Source organism: Bradyrhizobium diazoefficiens (assembly GCF_016616235.1).
Classification (GTDB): Bacteria; Pseudomonadota; Alphaproteobacteria; order Rhizobiales; family Xanthobacteraceae; genus Bradyrhizobium; species Bradyrhizobium diazoefficiens_H.
In genome coordinates, this window is record NZ_CP067100.1 from 7125779 (window position 1) to 7146310 (window position 20532).

Here is a 20532-nt window from a genome sequence, read left to right on the forward strand (position 1 = left end):
GGGGAGGGCAAGAGAAGCGTGTCCAGACCGGATAGATAGGTAACAGAGTAGACCGGATGGATGGGTGACAGTTCTCTGTCGGCTGGGAGGATCAGCCGATGCCTTGGCGGGAGAGCTGTACAATGGACGAACGAGTTCGCTTCATCTCGGATCAGCGAACCGGCTTGTGGACGATGACGGAGCTTTGCGAGCGCTACGAGATTAGCCGCAAGACCGGTTATAAGTGGCTGGAGCGCTACCGGTTGGAAGGACCTGCCGGGCTGGCGGATCGCTCCCATGCCGCGCGGGTTCATGGACGGGCGACACCACAGCACATCGTGGATGCGATTGTGGGGCTGCGGCTTGAGCGGCCGAGCTGGGGACCGCGCAAGATCGTCAGCAAACTTGAGGCTCGCCAAGGGGACGTCGATTGGCCGTCGGCCTCGACGGCGGGCGGGATTCTCAAACGGGCGGGACTGGTGAGCAACCGTCGGACCCGGCGGCGTGCGCCGCCGCGCATGGGGCAACTGACGGTGCCTCAGCATGCCAACCATGTATGGGCGCTCGATCACAAGGGCTGGATCCGCCTGGGCGACGGATCTCGCGTTGAACCGTTCACGGTGACCGATGGCTTCAGCCGCTATTTGATTAGCCTGGCGGCGACGGGCAGCACGCAACATGCCGAGTGCCAACCGCTGCTGGAGCGGGCGTTTCGCGAGTACGGCTTGCCGCAGATCATCCGCTCCGACAACGGCTCGCCGTTCGCCTCGACCGGAACCACGGGCCTGACGGCACTGTCGGTATGGTGGATCAAGCTTGGCATCCGCCATGAACGGATTGATCCCGGCCATCCACAGCAGAACGGCCGCCACGAGCGTTTTCACCTCACGCTTCTGGAGGCCATGCAGCCGCCGCCGCCGACCCAGGCCGCGCAGGCTCGTCGCTTCGCGGCATTCGTGCGCGACTACAACGAAGAACGACCGCACGAGTCACTTGGCCAGCGCCCACCTGCCAGCGTCTATCAGCCTTCGTCTCGTGCGATGCCGAGGCGGCTTCCGGAGCCGGATTATCCAGCCGAAGCCGCGGTGCGCCAGGTCCGCTCCAACGGCGAGATCAAGTGGCGCGGCGAACTCATTCACATCTCCAGCGCTCTCATTGGTGAGGCCGTTGCCGTCGAGGAGGCCGCCGATGGGCAATGGCAAGTGCGCTTCTTCCACATACCGATCGGCATCATCGACCAGAAAACACGCAGGCTGCGGCGCTGCGCTAGCGCAGCGCCGCAGCCGACCAAACCATGAACGATTGTTACCTATCCATCCGGTCTGTTTTGTTACCCATCCATCCGCTGGACAAGCGGCTACGTTCGGCGGTGCTTCAGGGGTGTCGTTTCCGCCTCGCGCGATCCGTACAGCTCGACGTAGATGCGTTCGAGCACGGCCGTCAGGTCGCTCGTGATCTCCGAATTCCAGAAGCGGATGACGCGGTAGCCTTTGTTCTCGAGCCAGCGTTGGCGTTCGATGTCTCGCGCAGCGACATCATCTTCGTTGTGATGGCCACCGTCGAGTTCGATGATGGGCTGCTTGGCTGGACAGAAGAAGTCGACGACGTAGGGACCGATTGGAGCTTGGCGGCGGAAGTGTGAGCCGTCCATCGGGAGGTCTTTGAGGGCGCGCCACAGCGTCCGTTCATGCGGGGTGGTGTTCACCCTCAGCTTCTTTGCGGCGGCGCGTTGGATTGATGTTGAGACCATTTGTGTGGCTTCACCCCACCCCGCTCACGCTTCGCGTGAGCGACCCTCCCCCCTCCAGGGGAGGGCAAGGGAAGCGTCGCCTTGATGCAATTGCAAGTGGTGCCTACACTGCCGCCGTCGTCACGCCGCCGTCGATCACGATGGTCTGGCCGGTCATGAAGCTGGAGGCGTCGGAGGCGAGATAGGCTACCGCGCCGGCGATTTCGTCGGGCTCGCCGATGCGGCGGAGCGGCGTGGTGGCGGTGCGGCGCTTGAGGTTGGCTTCGTCTTCCCACAGCGCGCGGGCGAAGTCGGTCTTGACGAGGCCGGGCGCGATGCAATTGACGCGGACGCCTTTCGGGCCCCATTCGCCGGCGAGCGAGCGGCACAGCGCGAAGTCGGCGGCCTTGGAGATGCCGTAGGCGCCGATCACGGTCGAGCCGCGCAAGCCGCCGATCGAGGAGATGATGACGACGGAGCCGCTGCCGCGTTCGGCCATCTGCGGGATTGCCAGCGCGCAGAGCCAGATGTTGCTCTTGACGTTGCTGCCCATGATCTTGTCGAAGGCTTCGTCCGTGATGTCGAGCAACGGGCCGTAATAGGGGTTCACCGCGGCGTTACAGACGAGGATGTCGATCTTGCCGTAGTGCTTGGTGGCGCCCGCAATCAGCGCCTCGACCTCGTTCTTGCGCGCAATGTTGCAGGGGATGACGATGGCGTCACCGCCTGATGCAATGATGCCGTCGGCGACCTCCTTGCAGGCCTCTGCCTTGCGGGAGGAGACCACGACCTTGGCGCCGAGCTTGGCCAGCAGTTCCGCGGAAGAGCGGCCGATGCCGCGGCTGGAGCCGGTGACCACGGCGACTTTTCCGGTGAGATCGAACGGGGTGTTTTTCATTGGTGTTGCTCCGTTGCGTCGGCTTGTTCGGTGTCATCGGCCGGCTTGACCGGGCGATCCAGTATTCCAGAGTCGGCGCGGCTGGAGTCGTGAGGCCGCGGCGTACTGGATCCCCCGCTTTCGCGGGGGATGACAGTCGTCGTGTGGTTAGATCAACCCGCCCGCATCCGCGACGCGGCGCTGGTGGTAGTCGGTGTCGCCGAAGGTGTTCTCGATCATGGTGAGGCGCTTGAAATAGTGGCCGATCTTCGCCTCCATGGTCATGCCGATGCCGCCATGGAGCTGGATCGACTGCTGTCCGACGAATTTGGCCGACTTGCCGATCTGCACCTTGGCCGCGGCGATGGCGTTGCTGCGCTCCTTGGCGTTCTCGAAATCGTTCGCCATGGTCGCGAACATCGACATCGAGCGCGCCTGCTCGGTGGCGACGAACATGTCGGAGGCGCGGTGCTGGAGCGACTGGAACGAGCCGATCGGCACACCGAACTGTTTTCGGGTCTTGATGTATTCGACCGTGGTCTTGAGCGATTCGTCCATCAGGCCGACGGCTTCGGCGCACAGTGCGACGCGGGCCTCGTCCACCACACGCTCGATCAAAGCGAGCGAGTCGTCGGGATTGCCGAGCGCGGCGTCGGCGCCGACCTCGACACCGGTGAAGGTGATGTCGGCCGCATGCAAGCCGTCCTGGGTCGGATAGGACTTCTTGGTCACGCCCTTGGCATCCGCCGGGACCAGGAACACGCCGATGCCGGTCGTGTCGCGGCGCTCGCCCCTGGTGCGCGCCGTGACGATCAGCGTATCGGCGTTCTCGCCGTTCAGCACGACGAATTTCTCGCCGTCGATGACCCAGCCGTCGCCCTTCTTCTTCGCGGTCGTGGTGACGTCGAACAGATCGTAGCGCGAGTTCTTCTCGAGCTGGGCGAAGGCCAGCGTCTTGCTGCCGTCGATGATGCCGGGCATATGCGCGGCCTTCTGCGCGTCGGTGCCGGCATGGCGCAGGAAGCCGCCGCCGATCACCACCGTCGGCAGATACGGCTCGAGCACCAGCGCCTTGCCGAGCGCCTCCATCACGATCATGGTCTCGACGCCGCCGCCGCCGAAGCCGCCATCGGCCTCGCTGAAGGGCAGACCGAGCAGGCCCTGCTCGGCGAGCTTGAGCCAGACGGCTTTGCTCCAGCCGCCCTTCTCTTTCATGTATTTCTTGCGGCTCTCGAAATCGTAGGAATCGGTCAGCAGGCCGTCGATGCTATCCTTGAGAAGCCGCTGCTCCTCGTTCAGGTCAAAATCCATGTTTCTCTCCAAATCGGCGGGAATTGCCCTGCCGTCGCCTCACCCTCAGACGTCATCCCCGCGAAGGCGGGGATCCAGTAAACGCAGCCGCCTGCCGTACTCACGACTGCCGCGGCGTACTGGGTCCCCCGCCTTCGCGGAGGACGACACCGTCTTGTTGAATCAAAGCCCCAGCACCGCCTTGGCGATGATGTTGCGCTGGATCTCGTTGGAGCCGCCGTAGATCGAGACCTTGCGGTTGTTGAAGTAGCTCGGCGCGATCTGGGCGGTCCAGTCCATGGCTTCGTTCGAGCCGTCGTCGCCGTGCACGTCGTAGGGCGCGGCGAATGGGCCGATCACTTCCATCAGGAGTTCGGTGGTGGTCTGCTGGATTTCGGAGCCCTTGATCTTCAGCACCGAGGACGCCGGATTGGGCTTGCCCTTGCCGTGCTTGCCTTCGTCGGCCACGACGCGGAGCTGCGTCAGCTCCAGCGCCTTGAGCTCGATCTCGCACGCGGCGAGCTTCTCGCGGAAGGCAGCGTCCTGGATGATCGGCTTGCCGCCGAATTCGACCTTGCCGGCGAGATCGCGGATGCGGCGCAGCCGCTCCTTGGAGACGCCGACTCGGGCGATGCCGGTGCGCTCATTGCCGAGCAGGAATTTGGCATAGTCCCAGCCCTTGTTCTCCTCGCCGATCAGGTTCTCGATCGGCACTTCGACGTCGTCGAAGAACACCTCGTTGACCTCGGCGCCGCCGTCGATGGTCTGGATCGGGCGCACAGTGACGCCCTTCGACTTCATCGAGAACACGATGAAGGAGATGCCCATCTGCTTCTTGGCGCTCGGATCGGTGCGGCAGAGGCAGAAGATCATGTCGGCGTGCTGGGCGAGCGTGGTCCAGGTCTTCTGGCCGTTGATGATCCACTTGTCGCCACGGCGCTCGGCCTTGGTCTTCAGCGAAGCAAGGTCCGAGCCGGAGCCGGGCTCGGAGAAACCCTGGCACCACCAGTCGTCGACATTGGCGATGCGCGGTAGATACTTTTTCTTCTGCTCCTCGTTGCCGAAGGTGTAGATGACCGGGCCAACCATGCTGACGCCGAAGGCGAGCGGCTGCGGCGCCGGATAGGACTGCAGCTCCTCGTTGAAGATGTAGTGCTGCACGGAGGTCCACCCGGTGCCGCCATATTGCGTCGGCCAGTGGCTGACGCCCCAGCCCTTCTTATTGAGGATGCGCCACCAGGTCACCATCTCGTCCTTGCTGAGATGGCGGCCCTCGACCAGCTTGCGCCGCGTATCCGGCGGCACGTTGTCGCGGAAGAATGATCGCACTTCCTCGCGAAACGCCTGCTCTTCTTTCGTGAATGCGAGATCCATCGGATCCTCCTGTGAATTACTGCAACACTTCGAACAAGCCGGCTGCGCCCATGCCGCCGCCGACGCACATGGTGACGACAGCGTATTTCGCCTTGCGGCGGCGGCCTTCGATCAAGGCGTGGCCGGTCAGGCGCGCGCCGGACATGCCGTAGGGATGGCCGACCGAGATTGCGCCGCCATCGACATTGATCTTCTCGGGGTCGATGCCGAGCTTGTCGCGGCAATACAGCACCTGCACCGCGAAGGCTTCGTTGAGCTCCCACAGGCCGATGTCGTCGACGGTGAGGCCGTGGCGCTTGAGCAGGCGCGGCACGGCGAAGACGGGGCCGATGCCCATCTCGTCCGGCTCGCAGCCGGCCGAGACGAAGCCGCGGAAGATGCCGAGCGGATTGAGGCCGCGCTTGGCGGCTTCCTTGTCGCTCACAATCACGCTCGCGCTGGCGCCGTCGGAGAGCTGGCTGGCATTGCCGGCGGTGATGGTGAAGCCCTCACCGCGCACCGGCTTGAGGCCGGCGAGGCCTTCGGCGGTGGTCTCGGGGCGCGGGCCCTCGTCCTGCGACAAGGTCACCTCTTTCATCGACACCGCGCCGGTCGCCTTGTCGGTGACCGCCATCTGCGTCGTGATCGGCGCCAGCTCGTCCCTGAACTTGCCGCCCTGCTGCGCGGCGGCGGTGCGGCGCTGGCTTTCCAGCGAATATTCGTCCTGCTTCTCGCGCGAGATGCCGTAGCGCTTGGCGACGACTTCCGCGGTGTCGATCATGGGCATGTAGACCTCGCCCTTGATCTTGAGCAGTGCCGGATCCTGGGCGTGGAAGCCGTTCATCTTGTCGTTCTGCACGAGGCTGATCGACTCGCCGCCGCCGCCGACCGCGATCTCGACGCCGTCGAAGATCACCGAGCGCGCGGCGAGCGCGATCGCCTGCAGTCCCGAGGCGCATTGCCGGTCGATGGTGGTGCCGGCGACGGTGACGGGCAGGCCGGCGCGGAGCAGCGCCTTGCGCGCGATGTTGCCGCCGGTCGCGCCCTGCTGCAGCGCCGCGCCCATCACGACGTCCTCGACCTCCTTCGGATCGACTTTGGCGCGCGCGACGGCTTCGCCGATGGCGTGGCCGAGCAGCGTCGCGCCTTCGGTGGCGTTGAGCGCACCACGATAGGCCTTGCCGATCGGGGTGCGGGCGGTGGAAACGATGACGGCGTCGGTCAAGAGCGACCTCCTGATGCAAGTGGAGTGGATTGTGAGGATTTCTGCTGCTGGCGCAATTCGTGGCGCGACAATTTTCCGACCGGCGTGCGCGGCAGGTCGGCGACGAACTCCACCGCGGCCGGGAGCTCATGCTTGCCGAGCTTCCCGGTGAGCTGCGCGCGCAACTCGTCGAGCGAGAACGGTTTTGCGTCCGGCCTCAGCTTGATGAAGGCTTTTGCGGCCTCGCCGCGATACGGGTCGGGTATGCCGAGCACGATCACCTCGTGCACGCCCGGGATGGTGTAGATCGCCTGCTCGATCATCTGCGGATAGACGTTGAAGCCGCCGGAGATGATCATGTCCTTCTTGCGGTCGACCAGGAAGAAGTAGCCGTCCGTATCCATGTAGCCGATGTCGCCGGTGAGAAAGCGGCCGTCGCTGAAAGCCTCCGCGGATCCCTCCGGCTTGTTCCAGTAGCCCCTGGTGACGTTCGGGCCCTTGATGCGGATCTCGCCGACCTCGCCGGGCGGCAGCACTTTGGTCGGATCGTCCAGCGCGACGACGTCCATCTCGATGCCGGGGAGCATCAGGCCGATCGAGCCCGGCTTGTCGGGACCGACAGGTGGATGGCCGGTGCCGGGTGAGCAGGTCTCGGTCATGCCCCAGCCGCTTTTGAGCTTCTTGCCGACCTTGCGCTCGAAGAAGCTCGCGATTTCCACCGGCAGCGGCGCACCGCCGGACCCGATGGTGGCGAGCGAGGAGAAATCGCGCTTGTCGAGATCCGGGAGCGCGGCGATCGCGATCCACATCGTCGGCACGCCTGGAAAGTAGGTGGCGCGCTTGACCTCGATATCGCGCATCACGGCTTCGACGTCGAAGCGCTGATGCAGCGAGATCAGATGGCCGCGGCGGAGCGCGGAGAGCAGCACGACGGTCAGCGCATAGATGTGGAACAGCGGCAGCACGCAGATCACGCGCTCGATCACATCGCCGCGCGCGGCGCGGGACGGCTTGCCCCAGACGTCGTAGATCGACACCGCCGAAGTAAGATTGCCGTGCGTCAACATGGCGCCCTTGGGCAGGCCGGTGGTGCCGCCGGTATATTGCAGCAGTGCGACGTCGTCGGCGGTGACCTGCGGCCACTGCGCCGGCGCAGTCGCGCCCTCAACGAAGGTCTTGAAGGTGACGATGCGGGGATCGTCGGGGATCGCCGCCTGCGGCGTGCCGACCTTGCCCCAATCGTCGTCCTCGCAGACGACGAGGCGGTCGATCAGGCCTTTCTCCAGAAACTTCAGCGCGGTCGGCAGCAGCGCGGCGAGGTTCGAGGTGACCAGCAGGCGCGAGCCGGAATCGGAGACCTTGTGGGTCAGCGCGATCTCGCCGTCGAGCGGGGAGAGATGCGCGACGCGGGCGCCTGCCTTCAGCGCGCCGAAGAAGTTGACGGGGTGATCCGGCGTGTTGCCGAGGAACAGCGCGACGGAGCTGTCCTTGCCGATGCCTTCGCGCAGGAACGCCGCGGCGGCGCGCTCGGCCATCGCGGCGAGCTCTGTATAGGTGATCGGGCGATCGCGGAATTCCAGCGCGGTGCGCGGGCCGTAATCGGCGGCGGCTTTCGCCAGCAGGTCAGGCAGCGTGCCCTGGACGATGGTGTCGTCCCACCGCACGCCCTCGGGATAAAACTGTTCGCCGGGATGGATCATAGGCGATTGATACTCTGCAAAGCGCTAGTAAGCGGGTCGCGTGAGGCGGGCACCGGCGAATGGGCTCCCTTCCCCCTTGTGGGGAAGGGTTGGGGAAGGGGGTGCCACGAACGCTGACCTCGCTTGGGGCTACCCCCCTCCCTAACCCTCCCCCACAAGGGGGGAGGGAACGGAGAGAGTGTGCCAGTCGCCATCACGCCGCCTTCGACGCCGCCGCGAGCGAGGCGAACGTCTTGCCCTCATCGGCGAGCTTCTTCAGCAGCGGGGCGGGCTCGAGGCTGGGGTCATTGGTCTCCTTGGCGTAGAACGACAGCCGATCGGCGATGTGCTTGAGGCCGACGCTGTCGGCCCAGTACATCGGGCCGCCGCGATAGATCGGCCAGCCATAGCCGTAGAGCCAGACCACGTCGATGTCGGAGGGACGTGCTGCGATGCCCTCTTCGAGGATTTTTGCGCCCTCGTTGATCATCGGGTACATCATGCGCTCCAAAATCTCGTCGTCACTGACGACGCGCTTTTTGCGTCCCAGGCGCAGCAGCGTCTCGTCGATCAGCTTCTCGACCTCCGGATCCGGCAGCGGCGAACGCGAGCCGGCTTCGTACTTGTAGTAGCCCTTGCCGGTCTTCTGGCCGAAGCGGCCGGCTTCGCACAGCGCGTCCGCGATCTCCGACTTGATGCCGCGGTCCTTGCGCGAGCGCCAGCCGATGTCGAGGCCGGCGAGGTCGCCCATCGCGAACGGTCCCATCGGCATGCCGAATTTGGTGACGACGGCGTCGACCTGCTGCGGCAGCGCGCCTTCGAACAGCAGCTTTTCCGATTGCTTGCCGCGCTGGGCCAGCATGCGGTTGCCGACAAAGCCGTCGCAAACGCCAACCACCGCCGGCACCTTTGCAATTTTGCGCGCGATAGTAACCGCAGTGACCAGCGCATCCGGCGCGGTCTTGTCGGCGCGCACGATCTCGCACAGCTTCATGACGTTGGCCGGCGAGAAGAAATGCATGCCGAGCACATCCTGCGGACGCCTGGTCGATTTCGCGATCTCGTCGATGTTGAGATAGGAGGTGTTGGAGGCGAGCACCGCGCCTTGCTTGGCGAACTGGTCGAGCTTGCCGAACACCTCCTTCTTTACCGCCATGGTCTCGAACACGGCCTCGATGACGAGGTCGGCATCGCCGACATTCTCGATGCCAACGACGCCGTTGATCAGCGCCATGCGTTTGGCGGGTGCATCGGCCGGAATGCCGCCGCGCGCGGCGGTGGCTTCCCAGTTCTTCTGCATCACGCCCATGCCGCGCTTGAGCGGCTCCTCGCCGGTTTCGATCAGGGTGACGGGAATACCGGCATTGGCAAACGACATCGCGATGCCGCCGCCCATGGTGCCGGCGCCGAGAATGGCAACACGGTTCACGGGCCGCGGCTTGGTGCCTTCAGGCACGCCTGCGATCTTGCTGGCCTCGCGCTCGGCGAAGAAGGCGTAGCGCTGCGCCTTGGACTGGTCGCTGGCGACGAGCTTCAAAAAGCCCTCGCGCTCCTTCTTCAGGCCCTCGTCGAACGGCAGGTCGATGGCGTAGCCGACGGCGTCGGCCGCCGCGAATGGCGCTTCCAGGCCGCGCGACTTCTTGGTCATGGCGGCGACCGCATTGGTGAAGATCGAGCGGTCGGCCTTGGCCGCCGCAAGCTTGGAATCATCATCGCGCAGACGGCGCAGCGGACGCTTCTCGGCGAGCAGCTTGCGGACGAACAGTTCAGCGCCCAGGGTCGGCCCTTCGACGATCTCCTCGATCAGGCCATTCTTCAGCGCTTCAGCGGCACCGATCGGATCTCCGCCGACGATCATCTTGACGGCAAGCTCAGGACCGACCGCGCGCGGCAGGCGCTGGGTGCCGCCGGCGCCCGGCAACAGGCCGAGCTTCACCTCGGGCAGGCCGAGCTTGGCTTCTTTCACCGCAACACGGAAATGACAGGCCAGCGCGACCTCGAGGCCGCCGCCGAGCGCAGTGCCGTGGATCGCGGCCACGACGGGTTTGGGCGAATTCTCGATCTCGGCAAGGACGTCGTTCAGCGCCGGTGGCTTCGGCGGCTTGCCGAACTCGGTGATGTCGGCACCCGCAATGAAGGTGCGGCCGGCGCAGGTCAGCACGATGCCCTTGATCGCGGGATCGGCGATTGCGGCCTTGATGCACTCCAGAATACCGCCGCGGACTGCGGCACTCAGCGCATTGACCGGAGGGCTGTCGACCGTGACGATCCCGATTTCGTCATGACGCTCAAGCTTGACCACTTCGCTCACGATGTCCCTCCTTGGTGGGATTTACTTTTATTTCGATTTCGCGGTGCGGAATTTAATTCCGCATCTTGACGGCAGGGTTATTTTGAAGCACGTGGCTTGTCAACGACTCCGCGCAAGAAGCAGATCAGGGATGAAGCGTACAGGAAAGAAGACTGCGACCGACCGGAATTTCGTCGTCGCGCTTTCCCGCGGACTGGACGTATTGCGCGCATTCCAACCCAATGACGGCTTGCTCGGCAATCAGGAGATTGCGGCCCGAACCAACCTGCCCAAGCCGACCGTCTCGCGGCTGACCTATACGCTGACCAAGCTCGGCTATCTTGCACCGGTTCCTCGCTTCGAGAAATACCAGCTCACCCCCGCCGCGATGTCGCTCGGCTACGCCGCGCTCGCCAATCTCGGCGTTCGGCATTTGTCCGAGCCGTTTCGCGAGGAGATGATGCGCGCGACCGGAGGCGCCGTCGCGATCGGCGGCCGCGACCGTCACAGCATGATCTATTTCGGGCAGAGCCGCGGCAGCGAGACCGTCGGAGTTCAACTTGACGTCGGCTCCCGCGTGCCGATTGCAACCACCGCGATGGGCCGCGCCTATTTCTGGGCGCTCGACGACGCCGATCGCGCCGACGTGTCCCGCATCCTGCGCGAACATTACGGCAGCCGCTGGCCGAAGATGCGCGACGGGCTGGAACGTTCCGGCGAGACCGTCGCGAAATACGGCTTTGCGATTTCGGTCGGCGACTGGCACGACGACATCGGCGCGGCCGGCGTCGCGCTCAAGCTCAACGACGGAACCGGACCTTACGCATTCAACTGCGGTGCGCCCGCATTCCGTTTCACGGAAGAGCGTTTGATCAACGACATTGGACCGCGTCTGCTTGCGATGGTAAGGAACATCGAAGCGGCACTCGGGGGACTGATGCCGCAATCCAAAAAAGACGTCAGCAAAAAGCTGAAACCAGGAGGAAAAGTTGCGCGTGTGGCCGAGGGGATCAGATAGTCTTTGTCATCATCGGGAGCGGTCCGCATCGCCCCTTCGCCCACTGAACAAAGTGGGCGAGACGAGATGACGCAGGCACAGCTCGCGCAGGGAACATCGCCCCTGCTCGCGGTTCGCGACGTCAGCGTCGTGTTCGGCGGCATCGTCGCGCTCAACGGCGTGTCCTTCGACATGCACAAGGGCCAGATCCTTGGGCTCATCGGCCCCAACGGCGCCGGCAAGACCACGCTCTTCAATTGTCTCTCGCGGCTCTACCAGCCGTCGTCCGGCGACATCCTGATGGAAGGCGCGAGCATTTTGACGCGGCCGCCGCACCGGATCGCCGAGATCGGCATCGGCCGCACGTTCCAGAACGTGGCGCTGTTTCCGAACCTCTCGGTGATGGACAATGTCCGCGTCGGCGCGCATTCGAAGACCTCCAGCGACATCATCAGTGACTCCCTGAGGCTCGCCTGGGTCCGGCGCAGCGAGAACGACGTCAACAAGAAGGTGCACGAGATCCTCAACTATCTCGACCTCGATGACGTTGCCCACACCACGGTGTCCGGCCTGCCCTTCGGCACGCAGAAGCGCGTCGAGCTGGCGCGCGCACTGGCCGCCGATCCGAAGATCCTGCTGCTCGACGAGCCCGCCGGCGGCCTCAACCACGAGGAAGTCCATGTCCTCGGCGATCTCATCCGCCGCATCCGCGACGAGCGTCACATGACCGTGCTGCTGGTCGAGCACCACATGGGCCTCGTAATGTCGATCGCCGACCACGTCGTCGCGCTGAACTTCGGCAAGAAGCTCGCCGAAGGCACGCCCGCCCAGGTGCAGGCGGACCCCGACGTGATCAAGGCCTATCTCGGGAGCAAGGACCAATGACGACGCTGCTCAACGTCAAGGACCTGCGCGCCTATTACGGCCAGGTCCAGGCGCTCCATGGCCTTTCCTTCTCGCTCAATGAGGGCTCGCTGACGACGCTGCTCGGTGCCAACGGCGCCGGCAAGACCACCACGCTGCGGGCGATCTGCAACATGGTGCGCTCCACCGGCGGCATCGAGTTCGACGGCAAGCCGCTGAACAACCGCTCCACCGAGAGCATTGTGCGGTTCGGCATTGCCCACGTGCCGCAGGGCCGCGGCACCTTCACCACCATGACGGTGGAGGAGAACCTCCAGCTCGGGGCCATCACCCGCAAGGACAGCGCCGGCATCGTCTCCGACATCGAGCGCATGTACGCGCATTTTCCGGTGCTCAAGCAGCGCCATACCCAGCAGGCCGGCACGCTCTCCGGCGGCGAGCAGCAGATGCTCGCGGTCGCCCGCGCGTTGATGCTGCGGCCGCGCCTGATGCTGCTCGACGAGCCGTCGTTCGGACTGGCGCCGCTGGTGGTGCGCGACCTGTTCGGTATCCTCGGCAAGATCAACCGCGAGGACAAGGTGTCGATCCTGGTGGTCGAGCAGAACGCCCAGCTCGCGCTCGAGCTCGCCGACCAGGCCTATGTGATCGAGACCGGCCGCATCGTGATGTCGGGCAACGCCAAGGACATCGCGAACAACGAAGAAATCCGCAAATCCTATCTGGGTTACTGAGGGAGCCGGCACGATGGAGCTGTTCACCAACCAAGTGCTGGCCGGCATTGCCACGGGTGCGATCTACGCCTGTATGGCCCTCGCCGTAGTCATGATCTACCAGGCCATCGACCATCTCAACTTCGCGCAAGGCGAGATGGCGATGTTCTCGACCTTCATCTCCTGGCAGCTGATGCAGTGGGGCGTACCCTATTGGGCCGCCTTCGTCATCACGCTGGCGTTCTCGTTCGTCGCTGGCATCGCGATCGAGCGCATCCTGTTCAAGCCGCTGACGAAGGCGCCGGTGCTGACCAATGTCGCCGGTTTCATCGCGCTGTTCGCGATCATCAACTCCTCGGCCGGTCTGATCTGGGACTTCACCATCAAGCAGTATCCGACCCCGTTCGGCTCCGCGCCGTTCCTGGGCAGCCAGCTGATCTCGACCCACCAGGCGGGCATGATCGGCGTCACCGTGCTGCTGCTGCTCGGCCTCTACTTCTTCTTCCAGTACACGAGGATCGGCCTTGCCATGCGTGCCGCCGCGTCGGTGCCTGAATCGGCCCGTCTCGTCGGCATCAACACGAGCTGGATGATTGCGCTTGGCTGGGGCATGGCGACCGCGATCGGCTCGATCGCCGGCATGCTGATCGCCCCGGTCGTGTTCCTCGAGCCCAACATGATGGGCGGCGTCCTGATCTACGGCTTTGCCGCCGCGGTGCTCGGCGGACTGACCAGCCCGTTCGGCGCGGTGGTCGGCGGCTTCCTGGTCGGCATCTTCGAGAACCTCGCCGGCACCTACATTCCCGGTGTCGGCAACGAGCTGAAACTCCCGATCGCGCTCGCGCTGATCATCTCCGTCCTGGTCGTCAAACCCGCCGGCCTGTTCGGCCGGCACATCGTCAAGCGAGTTTGATCATGAGCGCCGCAGAAGAAGTCGTCACGGAAGCCCCCGCCATCGAGGCCGTTCCGAAGCGGGCCATGACGCTGGGCACCGGCACCTCGCTGGTGGTGCTGGCTGCGCTGCTGATCGCGCCGGTCTTCGTCAAGAATTTCATCATCTTCCAGATGACCATGCTGCTGATCTACGGGCTTGCGGTGCTGGCGCTGAACATCCTGACGGGCGGAAGCGGCCAGTTCTCGCTTGGCCAGAGCGCATTCTACGCCGTCGGCGCCTACACGACGGCGGTGTTGATGGAGCACTTTAACGTCAACTACGCACTGACCTTGCCGATTGCCGGCGTGGTCTGCTTCGCCTTCGGGTTCCTGTTCGGTCAGCCGGCACTGCGGCTTTCCGGCGTCTATCTCGCGCTCGCCACCTTCGCGCTCGCGACCGCGATGCCGCAGCTGCTCAAGCTGAATTTCCTCGAGCACTGGACCGGCGGCGTGCAGGGTCTCGTCGTCACCAAGCCGGACGCGCCGTTCGGCCTGCCGATGTCGCAGGACATGTGGCTGTACTACTTCACGCTGGTCGTCGTGATCGCGATCTACATCTTCTCGGTGAACCTGCTGCGTTCCCGCTCCGGCCGCGCCTTCATGGCGATCCGCGACAACGAGATCGCGGCCTCCGCCATGGGCGTCGACGTCGCGCTGTACAAGACACTGGCGTTCGGCGTCTCCGCGGCGATCACCGGCATTGCCGGCTCGCTCGGCGCCATCGCGGTGCAGTTCGTCGCGCCCGACAGCTACACCATTACGCTCGCGATCTCGCTGTTCCTCGGCATGGTCGTCGGCGGCGTCGGCTGGCTGCCCGGCTCGATCGTCGGTGCCGCCTTCATCATCTTCGTGCCGAACATCGCGGAGGGCATCTCCAAGGGCCTCTCCGGCGCAGTGTTCGGCGTGCTCCTGTTCCTCGTCATCTACCTCGTGCCGCACGGTGCAAGGCAGGTCGCGATCATGGGCCAGCAGCTCGCCGGTAGGCTCAGGAAGAACTGAAAACCCGTTCGTTAAACCAAGGAGACCGAATTGCTTTTTGAAAGAACACTGCGAACCGCCGCGCTGGTCACGGCAACGGCGGTCATCACTCTCACCTCAGGCGCTGCACTCGCCCAAAAGAAATACGACACCGGCGCGTCCGATACCGAGATCAAGATCGGCAACATCATGCCGTATAGCGGTCCGGCGTCGGCCTACGGCATCATCGGCAAGACCGAAGAAGCCTATTTCAAGATGATCAACGACAAGGGCGGCATCAACGGCCGCAAGATCAACTTCGTCACCTATGACGACGGCTATTCGCCGCCCAAGGCCGTCGAGCAGGTCCGCAAGCTGGTCGAGAGCGACGAGGTGCTGGCCGTGTTCAATCCACTCGGCACGCCCTCGAACAGCGCGATCCAGAAATACCTCAACGCCAAGAAGATCCCGCAGCTGTTCGTCGCGACCGGGGCCACCAAGTGGAATGACCCGAAGAACTTCCCCTGGACCATGGGCTGGCAACCCTCCTACCAGAGCGAAGCGCAGATCTACGCGAAATGGCTGATGAAGGAGAAGCCGAACGCCAAGATCGCGATCCTCTACCAGAACGACGATTTCGGCAAAGACTACCTCAAGGGCACCAAGGACGGTCTGGGCGCCAAGGCTTCTTCCATGATCATCATGGAGGAGAGCTATGAGGTGTCCGAGCCGTCGATCGACGGCCACATCGTCAAGATCAAGGCCGCCAATCCCGACGTGCTGCTGATCTATGCGACGCCGAAATTCGCCGCTCAGACCATCAAGAAGACCGCCGAGCTCAGCTGGAAGCCGCTCCAGATCCTCACCAACGTCTCGATCTCGGTCGGCAGCGTCATGAAGCCGGCCGGCTTCGAAGCCTCCCAGGACGTGCTATCGGCGGCCTATGCCAAGGACTCCACCGATCCGCAGTGGGCCAACGACCCCGGGATGAAGAAGTGGAACGAGTTCGTCGACAAGTACATGCCGGGCGCCGACAAGTCCGACACCAGCATGGTCTACGGCTATGGCGCGGCGTCGACCTTGGCCAAGGTTCTGGAGATGTGCGGTGACGATCTCACCCGCGCCAACCTCATGAAGCAGGCGGCCTCGCTGAAGGACTTTGCACCGGACACGCTGCTGCCCGGCGTCAAGATCAACACCAGCGCCACCGACTTCGCCCCGATTTCGCAGCTTCAGATGCAGCGCTTCAAGGGCGAGAAATGGGAACTCTTCGGCGAGATCATCAGCGGCGACGTCGCCACCGAGTGATACGCTGAGCAATCGTCCAAAACACGAAAGCCCCCGCGGACAACCGCGGGGGCTTTTTGTTGACGCCGGGCGTTAATCTTGTTCAATGCAGCCGATCCAGCCCCGGGGTAGGAGACCAATGACTGCCGTTCGTTTTCAGGTTGCGGCCTTCTTCGCCGCATTCGCATTGTGCATTGCGATGACCGGCCCCGTGCTGGCGCAAAAGAAATACGACACCGGCGCCTCCGACACCGAGATCAGAATAGGCAACATCATGCCCTATAGCGGGCCGGCCTCCGCCTATGCCGCGATCGGCAAGGCCGAGGAAGCCTATTTCAACAAGGTCAATGCCGAGGGCGGCATCAACGGCCGCAGGATCAAGTTCATCTCCTATGACGACGCCTACTCCCCGCCCAAGACGGTGGAGCAAGCGCGCAAGCTGGTCGAAAGCGACGGGGTGCTGCTGATCTTCGGCTCGCTCGGCACCTCCACCAACGGCGCGATCCGCAAATACATGAACGAGAAGAAGGTGCCGCAATTGTTCGTGGCGAGCGGCGCCTCGAAGTGGAACGATCCGAAGCAATATCCGTGGACCATGGGCTGGCAGCCGAGCTACGCCAGCGAGGCGAAGATCTACGCCAAGTACATCATGAAGGAGAAGCCGGACGCGAAGATCGGCGTGCTCTATCAGAACGACGATTTCGGCAAGGACTATCTAAAGGGTCTGAAGGACGGCCTCGGCGCGAAGGCGTCGATGATCGTGCTGGAGGACGGCTACGACACGTCCGAGCCCGCGGTCGACGAGCACGTCGTGAAGCTGAAGGCTTCGGGCGCCGACGTCTTCATCAGCATCACCACGCCGAAATTTGCCGCGCAGGCGATCAAGAAGGCGGCCGAGATCAACTGGCATCCGATGCACATCATCTCCAACGTCTCGGCCTCGGTCGGCGGCGTGCTCGAGCCGGCGGGGCTCGAAATCTCGCAAGGCATCCTGTCGGCCACCTACACCAAGGACAGCTCCGACCCGCAGTGGAACGCCGATGACGGCATGAAGAAATTCTATAATTTTCTCGCGCAATACGATCCCAAGGCCAACAAGCTCGATGCCGGCGTGGTGTTCGGCTACGCCGCGGCGCAGACGATGGTGAAGGTGCTGCAGATGTGCGGCGACGATCTCACCCGCGAGAACGTCATGAAGCAGGCGGCCTCCCTGAAGGATTTCGAGCCGGACACGCTCTTGCCCGGGATCAAGATCAACACCGCTCCGGACAATTTCGCCCCGATCGAACAGCTCCAGATGATGCGCTTCAAGGGCAAGAAGTGGGAGCTGTTCGGCGACATCATCTCGAGCGACTCCGGCCACTGAGGCCGCGCAACTCAAAATAATTCTGCGCGTCGACGTTCAACTCAAGCGCATCTTGCTCCAAACCCGGAGCGAAGCCTCTCCGGCTGGATATTCCGCATCGCTGCAATAAAATCGCGCCCTGCGACTGCTCCGGAGCGAGCGTTTTTGTTTGCTGGCAGCCCGCGAAGGGTATTGAATACGGGGCGGAGCGGCGTAAACGACCGCCCCCAATTAAAAACAATCGACACATTCAACCGGCTCTAGGGAGATCACGATGCCCGCCATCGACATGCGATTGGGGGCCTTCTCTGCCGCCCTCGTTGTGGCTGTTACCCTATCCACGGCAGCAACCGCACAGAAGCAATACGACACCGGCGCGTCCGATACCGAAATCAAGATCGGCAACATCATGCCCTACAGCGGTCCTGCGTCCGCTTACGGCGTGATCGGCAAGACAGAGGAAGCCTATTTCCGCAAGATCAATGCGGAAGGCGGCATCAACGGCCGCAAGATCAACTTCATCTCCTATGATGACGCCTACTCGCCACCGAAGACGGTCGAGCAGGCCCGCAAACTCGTCGAGAGCGACGAAGTGCTGCTGATCTTCAACTCGCTTGGCACGCCGCCGAACTCCGCGATTCAGAAATACATGAACTCGAAGAAGGTGCCGCAGCTGTTCGTCGCTACCGGCGCCACCAAGTGGAACGACCCGCAAAACTTCCCCTGGACGATGGGCTGGCAACCCAACTACCAGAGTGAATCGCAGATCTACGCCAAATACATGCTGAAGAACCATCCGGATGCGAAGATCGCCGTGCTCTATCAGAACGACGACTACGGCAAGGACTATCTCAAGGGCTTCAAGGATGGACTTGGCGCCAAGGGCGCCTCGATGATCGTGATCGAGGAAAGCTATGAAGTTTCCGAACCGACGATCGATTCCCACATCGTCAAGATGAAGTCGACCGGCGCCGACGTGTTCTTCAACATCACCACGCCGAAATTTGCGGCCCAGGCGATCAAGAAGAACGCCGAGATCGGATGGAAGCCGCTGCATTTCCTCAACAACGTGTCGGCATCGATCGGCAGCGTGATCAAGCCGGCAGGTTTCGAGAACGCGCAGGGCATCATCTCGTCCCAATATTTCAAGGACCCTACCGATCCGCAATGGAAGAACGACGCGAGCATGAAGGCCTGGAACGAATTTCTGGACAAATACTATCCCGAGGCGAACCGGGCCGATGCCTCGGTCATGTACGCCTACATCGTCTCGCAGGGGCTGGTGCACGTGTTGAAGGCTTGCGGCGACGATCTCACCCGCGCGAACGTCATGAAGCAGGCCGCGAGCTTGAGGGATTTCGAACCCGGCGGACTGCTTCCGGGAGTCAAGGTTAACACCAGTCCAACCGACTTCGCGCCCCTCTCGCAGTTGCAGCTGGAACGGTTCAAGGGCGAGACTTGGGAACTGTTCGGCGACGTCATCAGCGGCGATGTCGGCGGGTGAAGGCCGTCCGTCCCCCAAATGACTACTAAAGAAGCAGCCCCTGCGACGCCGTCGCAGGGGCTTTCTGTTGAAGACGTCATGCAAATCGTATTGAATTGCGGTCGCGTCGCCAAGAACAAGCAAGACAAGAAAAGGACACGCAGACACACCAAGAAAATAGGGAGATAGGAATGCCCGCTGTCACCGGCAAACTTGCGGCCGCGTCACTGGCGCTCGCGCTCATTGCGGCCTCGGCCTCCACTGCATCGGCCCAGAAGAAATACGATACCGGCGCGACCGATACCGAGATCAAGATCGGCAACATCATGCCCTACAGCGGACCGGCTTCCGCCTACGGCATCATCGGGCGGACCGAGGCCGCCTATTTCAAGAAGATCAACGACGAGGGCGGCATCAACGGCCGCAAGATCAACTTCATCAGCTATGACGATGCCTATTCGCCGCCGAAGACGGTGGAGCAGGCGCGCAAGCTGGTCGAGAGCGACGAGGTGCTGTTCATCTTCAATTCGCTCGGCACGCCGCCGAACTCGGCGATCCACAAATACATGAACTCGAAGAAGGTGCCGCAGCTGTTCGTCGCCACCGGTGCCACCAAGTGGAATGATCCGCAGAACTTCCCCTGGACCATGGGCTGGCAGCCCAACTACCAGAGCGAGACGCAGATCTACGCGAAGTGGCTGCTCAAGAACAAGCCGGATGCCAAGATCGCGGTGCTCTACCAGAACGACGATTACGGCAAGGACTACCTCAAGGGTCTGAAGGACGGGCTCGGCTCGAAAGCCGCCTCGATGATCGTGATGGAGGAAAGCTACGAGACTTCCGAGCCGACCATCGACAACCACATCGTCAAGCTGAAGTCGACCGGCGCCGACGTGTTCATGAACATCACGACGCCGAAATTCGCCGCGCAGGCGATCAAGAAGAACGCCGAGATCGGCTGGAAGCCGCTGCACTTCCTCAACAACGTCTCGGCCTCGGTCGGCAGCGTGATGAAGCCCGCGGGTTTCGAGAACGGCCAGGACATCATCTCGGCCGATTATCTGAAGGACGTCTCGGATCCGGAATGGAAGGACGACCCCGGCATGAAGGAATTCCTCGCCTTCATGACCAAGTACTTTCCGGAAGGCGACAAGCTCGACAAGGGCACCATCGTCGGCTTCGCCGTCGCGCAGACACTGGTCCAGGTGCTGAAGCAATGCGGCGACGATCTCACCCGCGCGAACATCATGAAGCAGGCCGCCAACCTCAAGAACTTCCGCACCGAGGCGCTGCTGCCGGGCATCCAGATCAACACCTCCCCGACCGACTTCGCGCCGATCAGCCAGCTCCAGCTCGAACGGTTCAAGGGCGAGCGCTGGGAACTGTTCGGCGATGTGATCAGCGCCGATGTGGGCGGCTGATCTCTCCGCCTTGCGACGACAGCGAGCCCCCTGCGAGAACATCGCAGGGGGCTTGCTGCTATTCGATTATGGTTACGCGATTGCACAATCGAATGATGGTAAAGCCTGCTTACGCTTTCGCGCCCGATGCGGTA

General features: G+C 63.2%; 17 protein-coding genes. 10 read left to right on the forward strand and 7 right to left on the reverse strand.

Annotated elements, in window-relative coordinates; all coding sequences use genetic code 11:
* The first annotated feature begins 122 nt into the window (after positions 1-122).
* Positions 123-1277, forward strand: coding sequence for an IS481 family transposase (locus JJB99_RS33545; protein WP_200493737.1), 1155 nt, complete (start codon positions 123-125; stop codon positions 1275-1277).
* Positions 1278-1336: 59 nt separating this feature from the next.
* Here the strand turns inward: JJB99_RS33545 and JJB99_RS33550 are convergent, their stop codons facing one another.
* The 7 genes from JJB99_RS33550 to JJB99_RS33580 all read right to left on the reverse strand — a co-directional run bounded on the left by JJB99_RS33550 (position 1337) and on the right by JJB99_RS33580 (position 10422).
* Positions 1337-1684 (reverse strand): endonuclease domain-containing protein, encoded by a 348-nt coding sequence (locus tag JJB99_RS33550; protein ID WP_246775094.1) that lies wholly within the window; start codon positions 1682-1684, stop codon positions 1337-1339.
* Between the two features lie 148 nt (positions 1685-1832).
* Positions 1833-2606 (reverse strand): SDR family NAD(P)-dependent oxidoreductase, encoded by a 774-nt coding sequence (locus tag JJB99_RS33555; RefSeq protein ID WP_200496379.1) that lies wholly within the window; start codon positions 2604-2606, stop codon positions 1833-1835.
* A 147-nt stretch (positions 2607-2753) separates the two neighbouring features.
* Positions 2754-3896 carry a pimeloyl-CoA dehydrogenase small subunit gene (gene pimD / locus JJB99_RS33560; protein ID WP_200496380.1) on the reverse strand — a complete coding sequence of 381 codons (1143 nt, stop codon included), beginning with the start codon at positions 3894-3896 and terminating at the stop codon, positions 2754-2756.
* 162 nt (positions 3897-4058) lie between these two features.
* Positions 4059-5249: a pimeloyl-CoA dehydrogenase large subunit gene (pimC, locus tag JJB99_RS33565; protein WP_200496381.1), complete on the reverse strand. Its 1191-nt coding sequence runs from the start codon at positions 5247-5249 to the stop codon at positions 4059-4061.
* A 16-nt stretch (positions 5250-5265) separates the two neighbouring features.
* On the reverse strand, positions 5266-6453 hold the full coding sequence (locus JJB99_RS33570) for an acetyl-CoA C-acyltransferase (protein WP_200496382.1): 1188 nt from the start codon (positions 6451-6453) through the stop codon (positions 5266-5268).
* Positions 6450-8132, reverse strand: a complete 1683-nt coding sequence (gene pimA, locus JJB99_RS33575) for a dicarboxylate--CoA ligase PimA (RefSeq protein ID WP_200496383.1) — start codon at positions 8130-8132, stop codon at positions 6450-6452. Before pimA ends, JJB99_RS33570 begins: the two co-directional genes overlap by 4 nt.
* A gap of 193 nt (positions 8133-8325) precedes the next feature.
* The gene (locus JJB99_RS33580) at positions 8326-10422 is read right to left on the reverse strand and encodes a 3-hydroxyacyl-CoA dehydrogenase NAD-binding domain-containing protein (protein ID WP_200496384.1); all 2097 of its coding nucleotides are present in this window, start codon (positions 10420-10422) and stop codon (positions 8326-8328) included.
* A 130-nt stretch (positions 10423-10552) separates the two neighbouring features.
* On the opposite strand from JJB99_RS33580, the gene JJB99_RS33585 reads away from it, so the two are divergent.
* The 9 genes from JJB99_RS33585 to JJB99_RS33625 all read left to right on the forward strand — a co-directional run bounded on the left by JJB99_RS33585 (position 10553) and on the right by JJB99_RS33625 (position 20398).
* Entirely contained in the window at positions 10553-11419 is an 867-nt protein-coding gene (locus JJB99_RS33585; RefSeq protein WP_200496385.1) for an IclR family transcriptional regulator, read from the forward strand.
* A gap of 66 nt (positions 11420-11485) precedes the next feature.
* On the forward strand, positions 11486-12283 hold the full coding sequence (locus JJB99_RS33590) for an ABC transporter ATP-binding protein (protein ID WP_200496386.1): 798 nt from the start codon (positions 11486-11488) through the stop codon (positions 12281-12283).
* A complete protein-coding gene (locus JJB99_RS33595) occupies positions 12280-12993 on the forward strand; it encodes an ABC transporter ATP-binding protein (protein ID WP_008135694.1) in 714 nt (237 codons plus the stop codon). Before JJB99_RS33590 ends, JJB99_RS33595 begins: the two co-directional genes overlap by 4 nt.
* Before the next feature lie 13 nt (positions 12994-13006).
* Positions 13007-13885 carry a branched-chain amino acid ABC transporter permease gene (locus JJB99_RS33600; RefSeq protein ID WP_200496387.1) on the forward strand — a complete coding sequence of 293 codons (879 nt, stop codon included), beginning with the start codon at positions 13007-13009 and terminating at the stop codon, positions 13883-13885.
* A gap of 2 nt (positions 13886-13887) precedes the next feature.
* Complete coding sequence (locus JJB99_RS33605) at positions 13888-14904, forward strand: branched-chain amino acid ABC transporter permease (protein WP_200496388.1); 1017 nt, start codon at positions 13888-13890, stop codon at positions 14902-14904.
* Between the two features lie 30 nt (positions 14905-14934).
* Positions 14935-16170 (forward strand): ABC transporter substrate-binding protein, encoded by a 1236-nt coding sequence (locus tag JJB99_RS33610; RefSeq protein ID WP_200496389.1) that lies wholly within the window; start codon positions 14935-14937, stop codon positions 16168-16170.
* A 118-nt stretch (positions 16171-16288) separates the two neighbouring features.
* Complete coding sequence (locus tag JJB99_RS33615) at positions 16289-17515, forward strand: ABC transporter substrate-binding protein (protein ID WP_200496390.1); 1227 nt, start codon at positions 16289-16291, stop codon at positions 17513-17515.
* Between the two features lie 268 nt (positions 17516-17783).
* Positions 17784-18998, forward strand: coding sequence for an ABC transporter substrate-binding protein (locus JJB99_RS33620; protein WP_433995804.1), 1215 nt, complete (start codon positions 17784-17786; stop codon positions 18996-18998).
* Positions 18999-19168: 170 nt separating this feature from the next.
* On the forward strand, positions 19169-20398 hold the full coding sequence (locus JJB99_RS33625) for an ABC transporter substrate-binding protein (RefSeq protein WP_200496392.1): 1230 nt from the start codon (positions 19169-19171) through the stop codon (positions 20396-20398).
* Positions 20399-20532: the final 134 nt, after the last annotated feature.

What these genes read in the sequence shown, in the direction of transcription:
- JJB99_RS33545 (WP_200493737.1), top strand. Translation starts at nt 123, where the DNA reads ATGGACGAACGAGTTCGCTTCATCTCGGATCAGCGAACCGGCTTGTGG.
- JJB99_RS33555 (WP_200496379.1), bottom strand. Translation starts at nt 2,606, where the DNA reads ATGAAAAACACCCCGTTCGATCTCACCGGAAAAGTCGCCGTGGTCACC.
- pimD (WP_200496380.1), bottom strand. Translation starts at nt 3,896, where the DNA reads ATGGATTTTGACCTGAACGAGGAGCAGCGGCTTCTCAAGGATAGCATC.
- pimC (WP_200496381.1), bottom strand. Translation starts at nt 5,249, where the DNA reads ATGGATCTCGCATTCACGAAAGAAGAGCAGGCGTTTCGCGAGGAAGTG.
- pimA (WP_200496383.1), bottom strand. Translation starts at nt 8,132, where the DNA reads ATGATCCATCCCGGCGAACAGTTTTATCCCGAGGGCGTGCGGTGGGAC.
- JJB99_RS33585 (WP_200496385.1), top strand. Translation starts at nt 10,553, where the DNA reads ATGAAGCGTACAGGAAAGAAGACTGCGACCGACCGGAATTTCGTCGTC.
- JJB99_RS33590 (WP_200496386.1), top strand. Translation starts at nt 11,486, where the DNA reads ATGACGCAGGCACAGCTCGCGCAGGGAACATCGCCCCTGCTCGCGGTT.
- JJB99_RS33595 (WP_008135694.1), top strand. Translation starts at nt 12,280, where the DNA reads ATGACGACGCTGCTCAACGTCAAGGACCTGCGCGCCTATTACGGCCAG.
- JJB99_RS33600 (WP_200496387.1), top strand. Translation starts at nt 13,007, where the DNA reads ATGGAGCTGTTCACCAACCAAGTGCTGGCCGGCATTGCCACGGGTGCG.
- JJB99_RS33605 (WP_200496388.1), top strand. Translation starts at nt 13,888, where the DNA reads ATGAGCGCCGCAGAAGAAGTCGTCACGGAAGCCCCCGCCATCGAGGCC.
- JJB99_RS33615 (WP_200496390.1), top strand. Translation starts at nt 16,289, where the DNA reads ATGACTGCCGTTCGTTTTCAGGTTGCGGCCTTCTTCGCCGCATTCGCA.
- JJB99_RS33620 (WP_433995804.1), top strand. Translation starts at nt 17,784, where the DNA reads ATGCGATTGGGGGCCTTCTCTGCCGCCCTCGTTGTGGCTGTTACCCTA.
- JJB99_RS33625 (WP_200496392.1), top strand. Translation starts at nt 19,169, where the DNA reads ATGCCCGCTGTCACCGGCAAACTTGCGGCCGCGTCACTGGCGCTCGCG.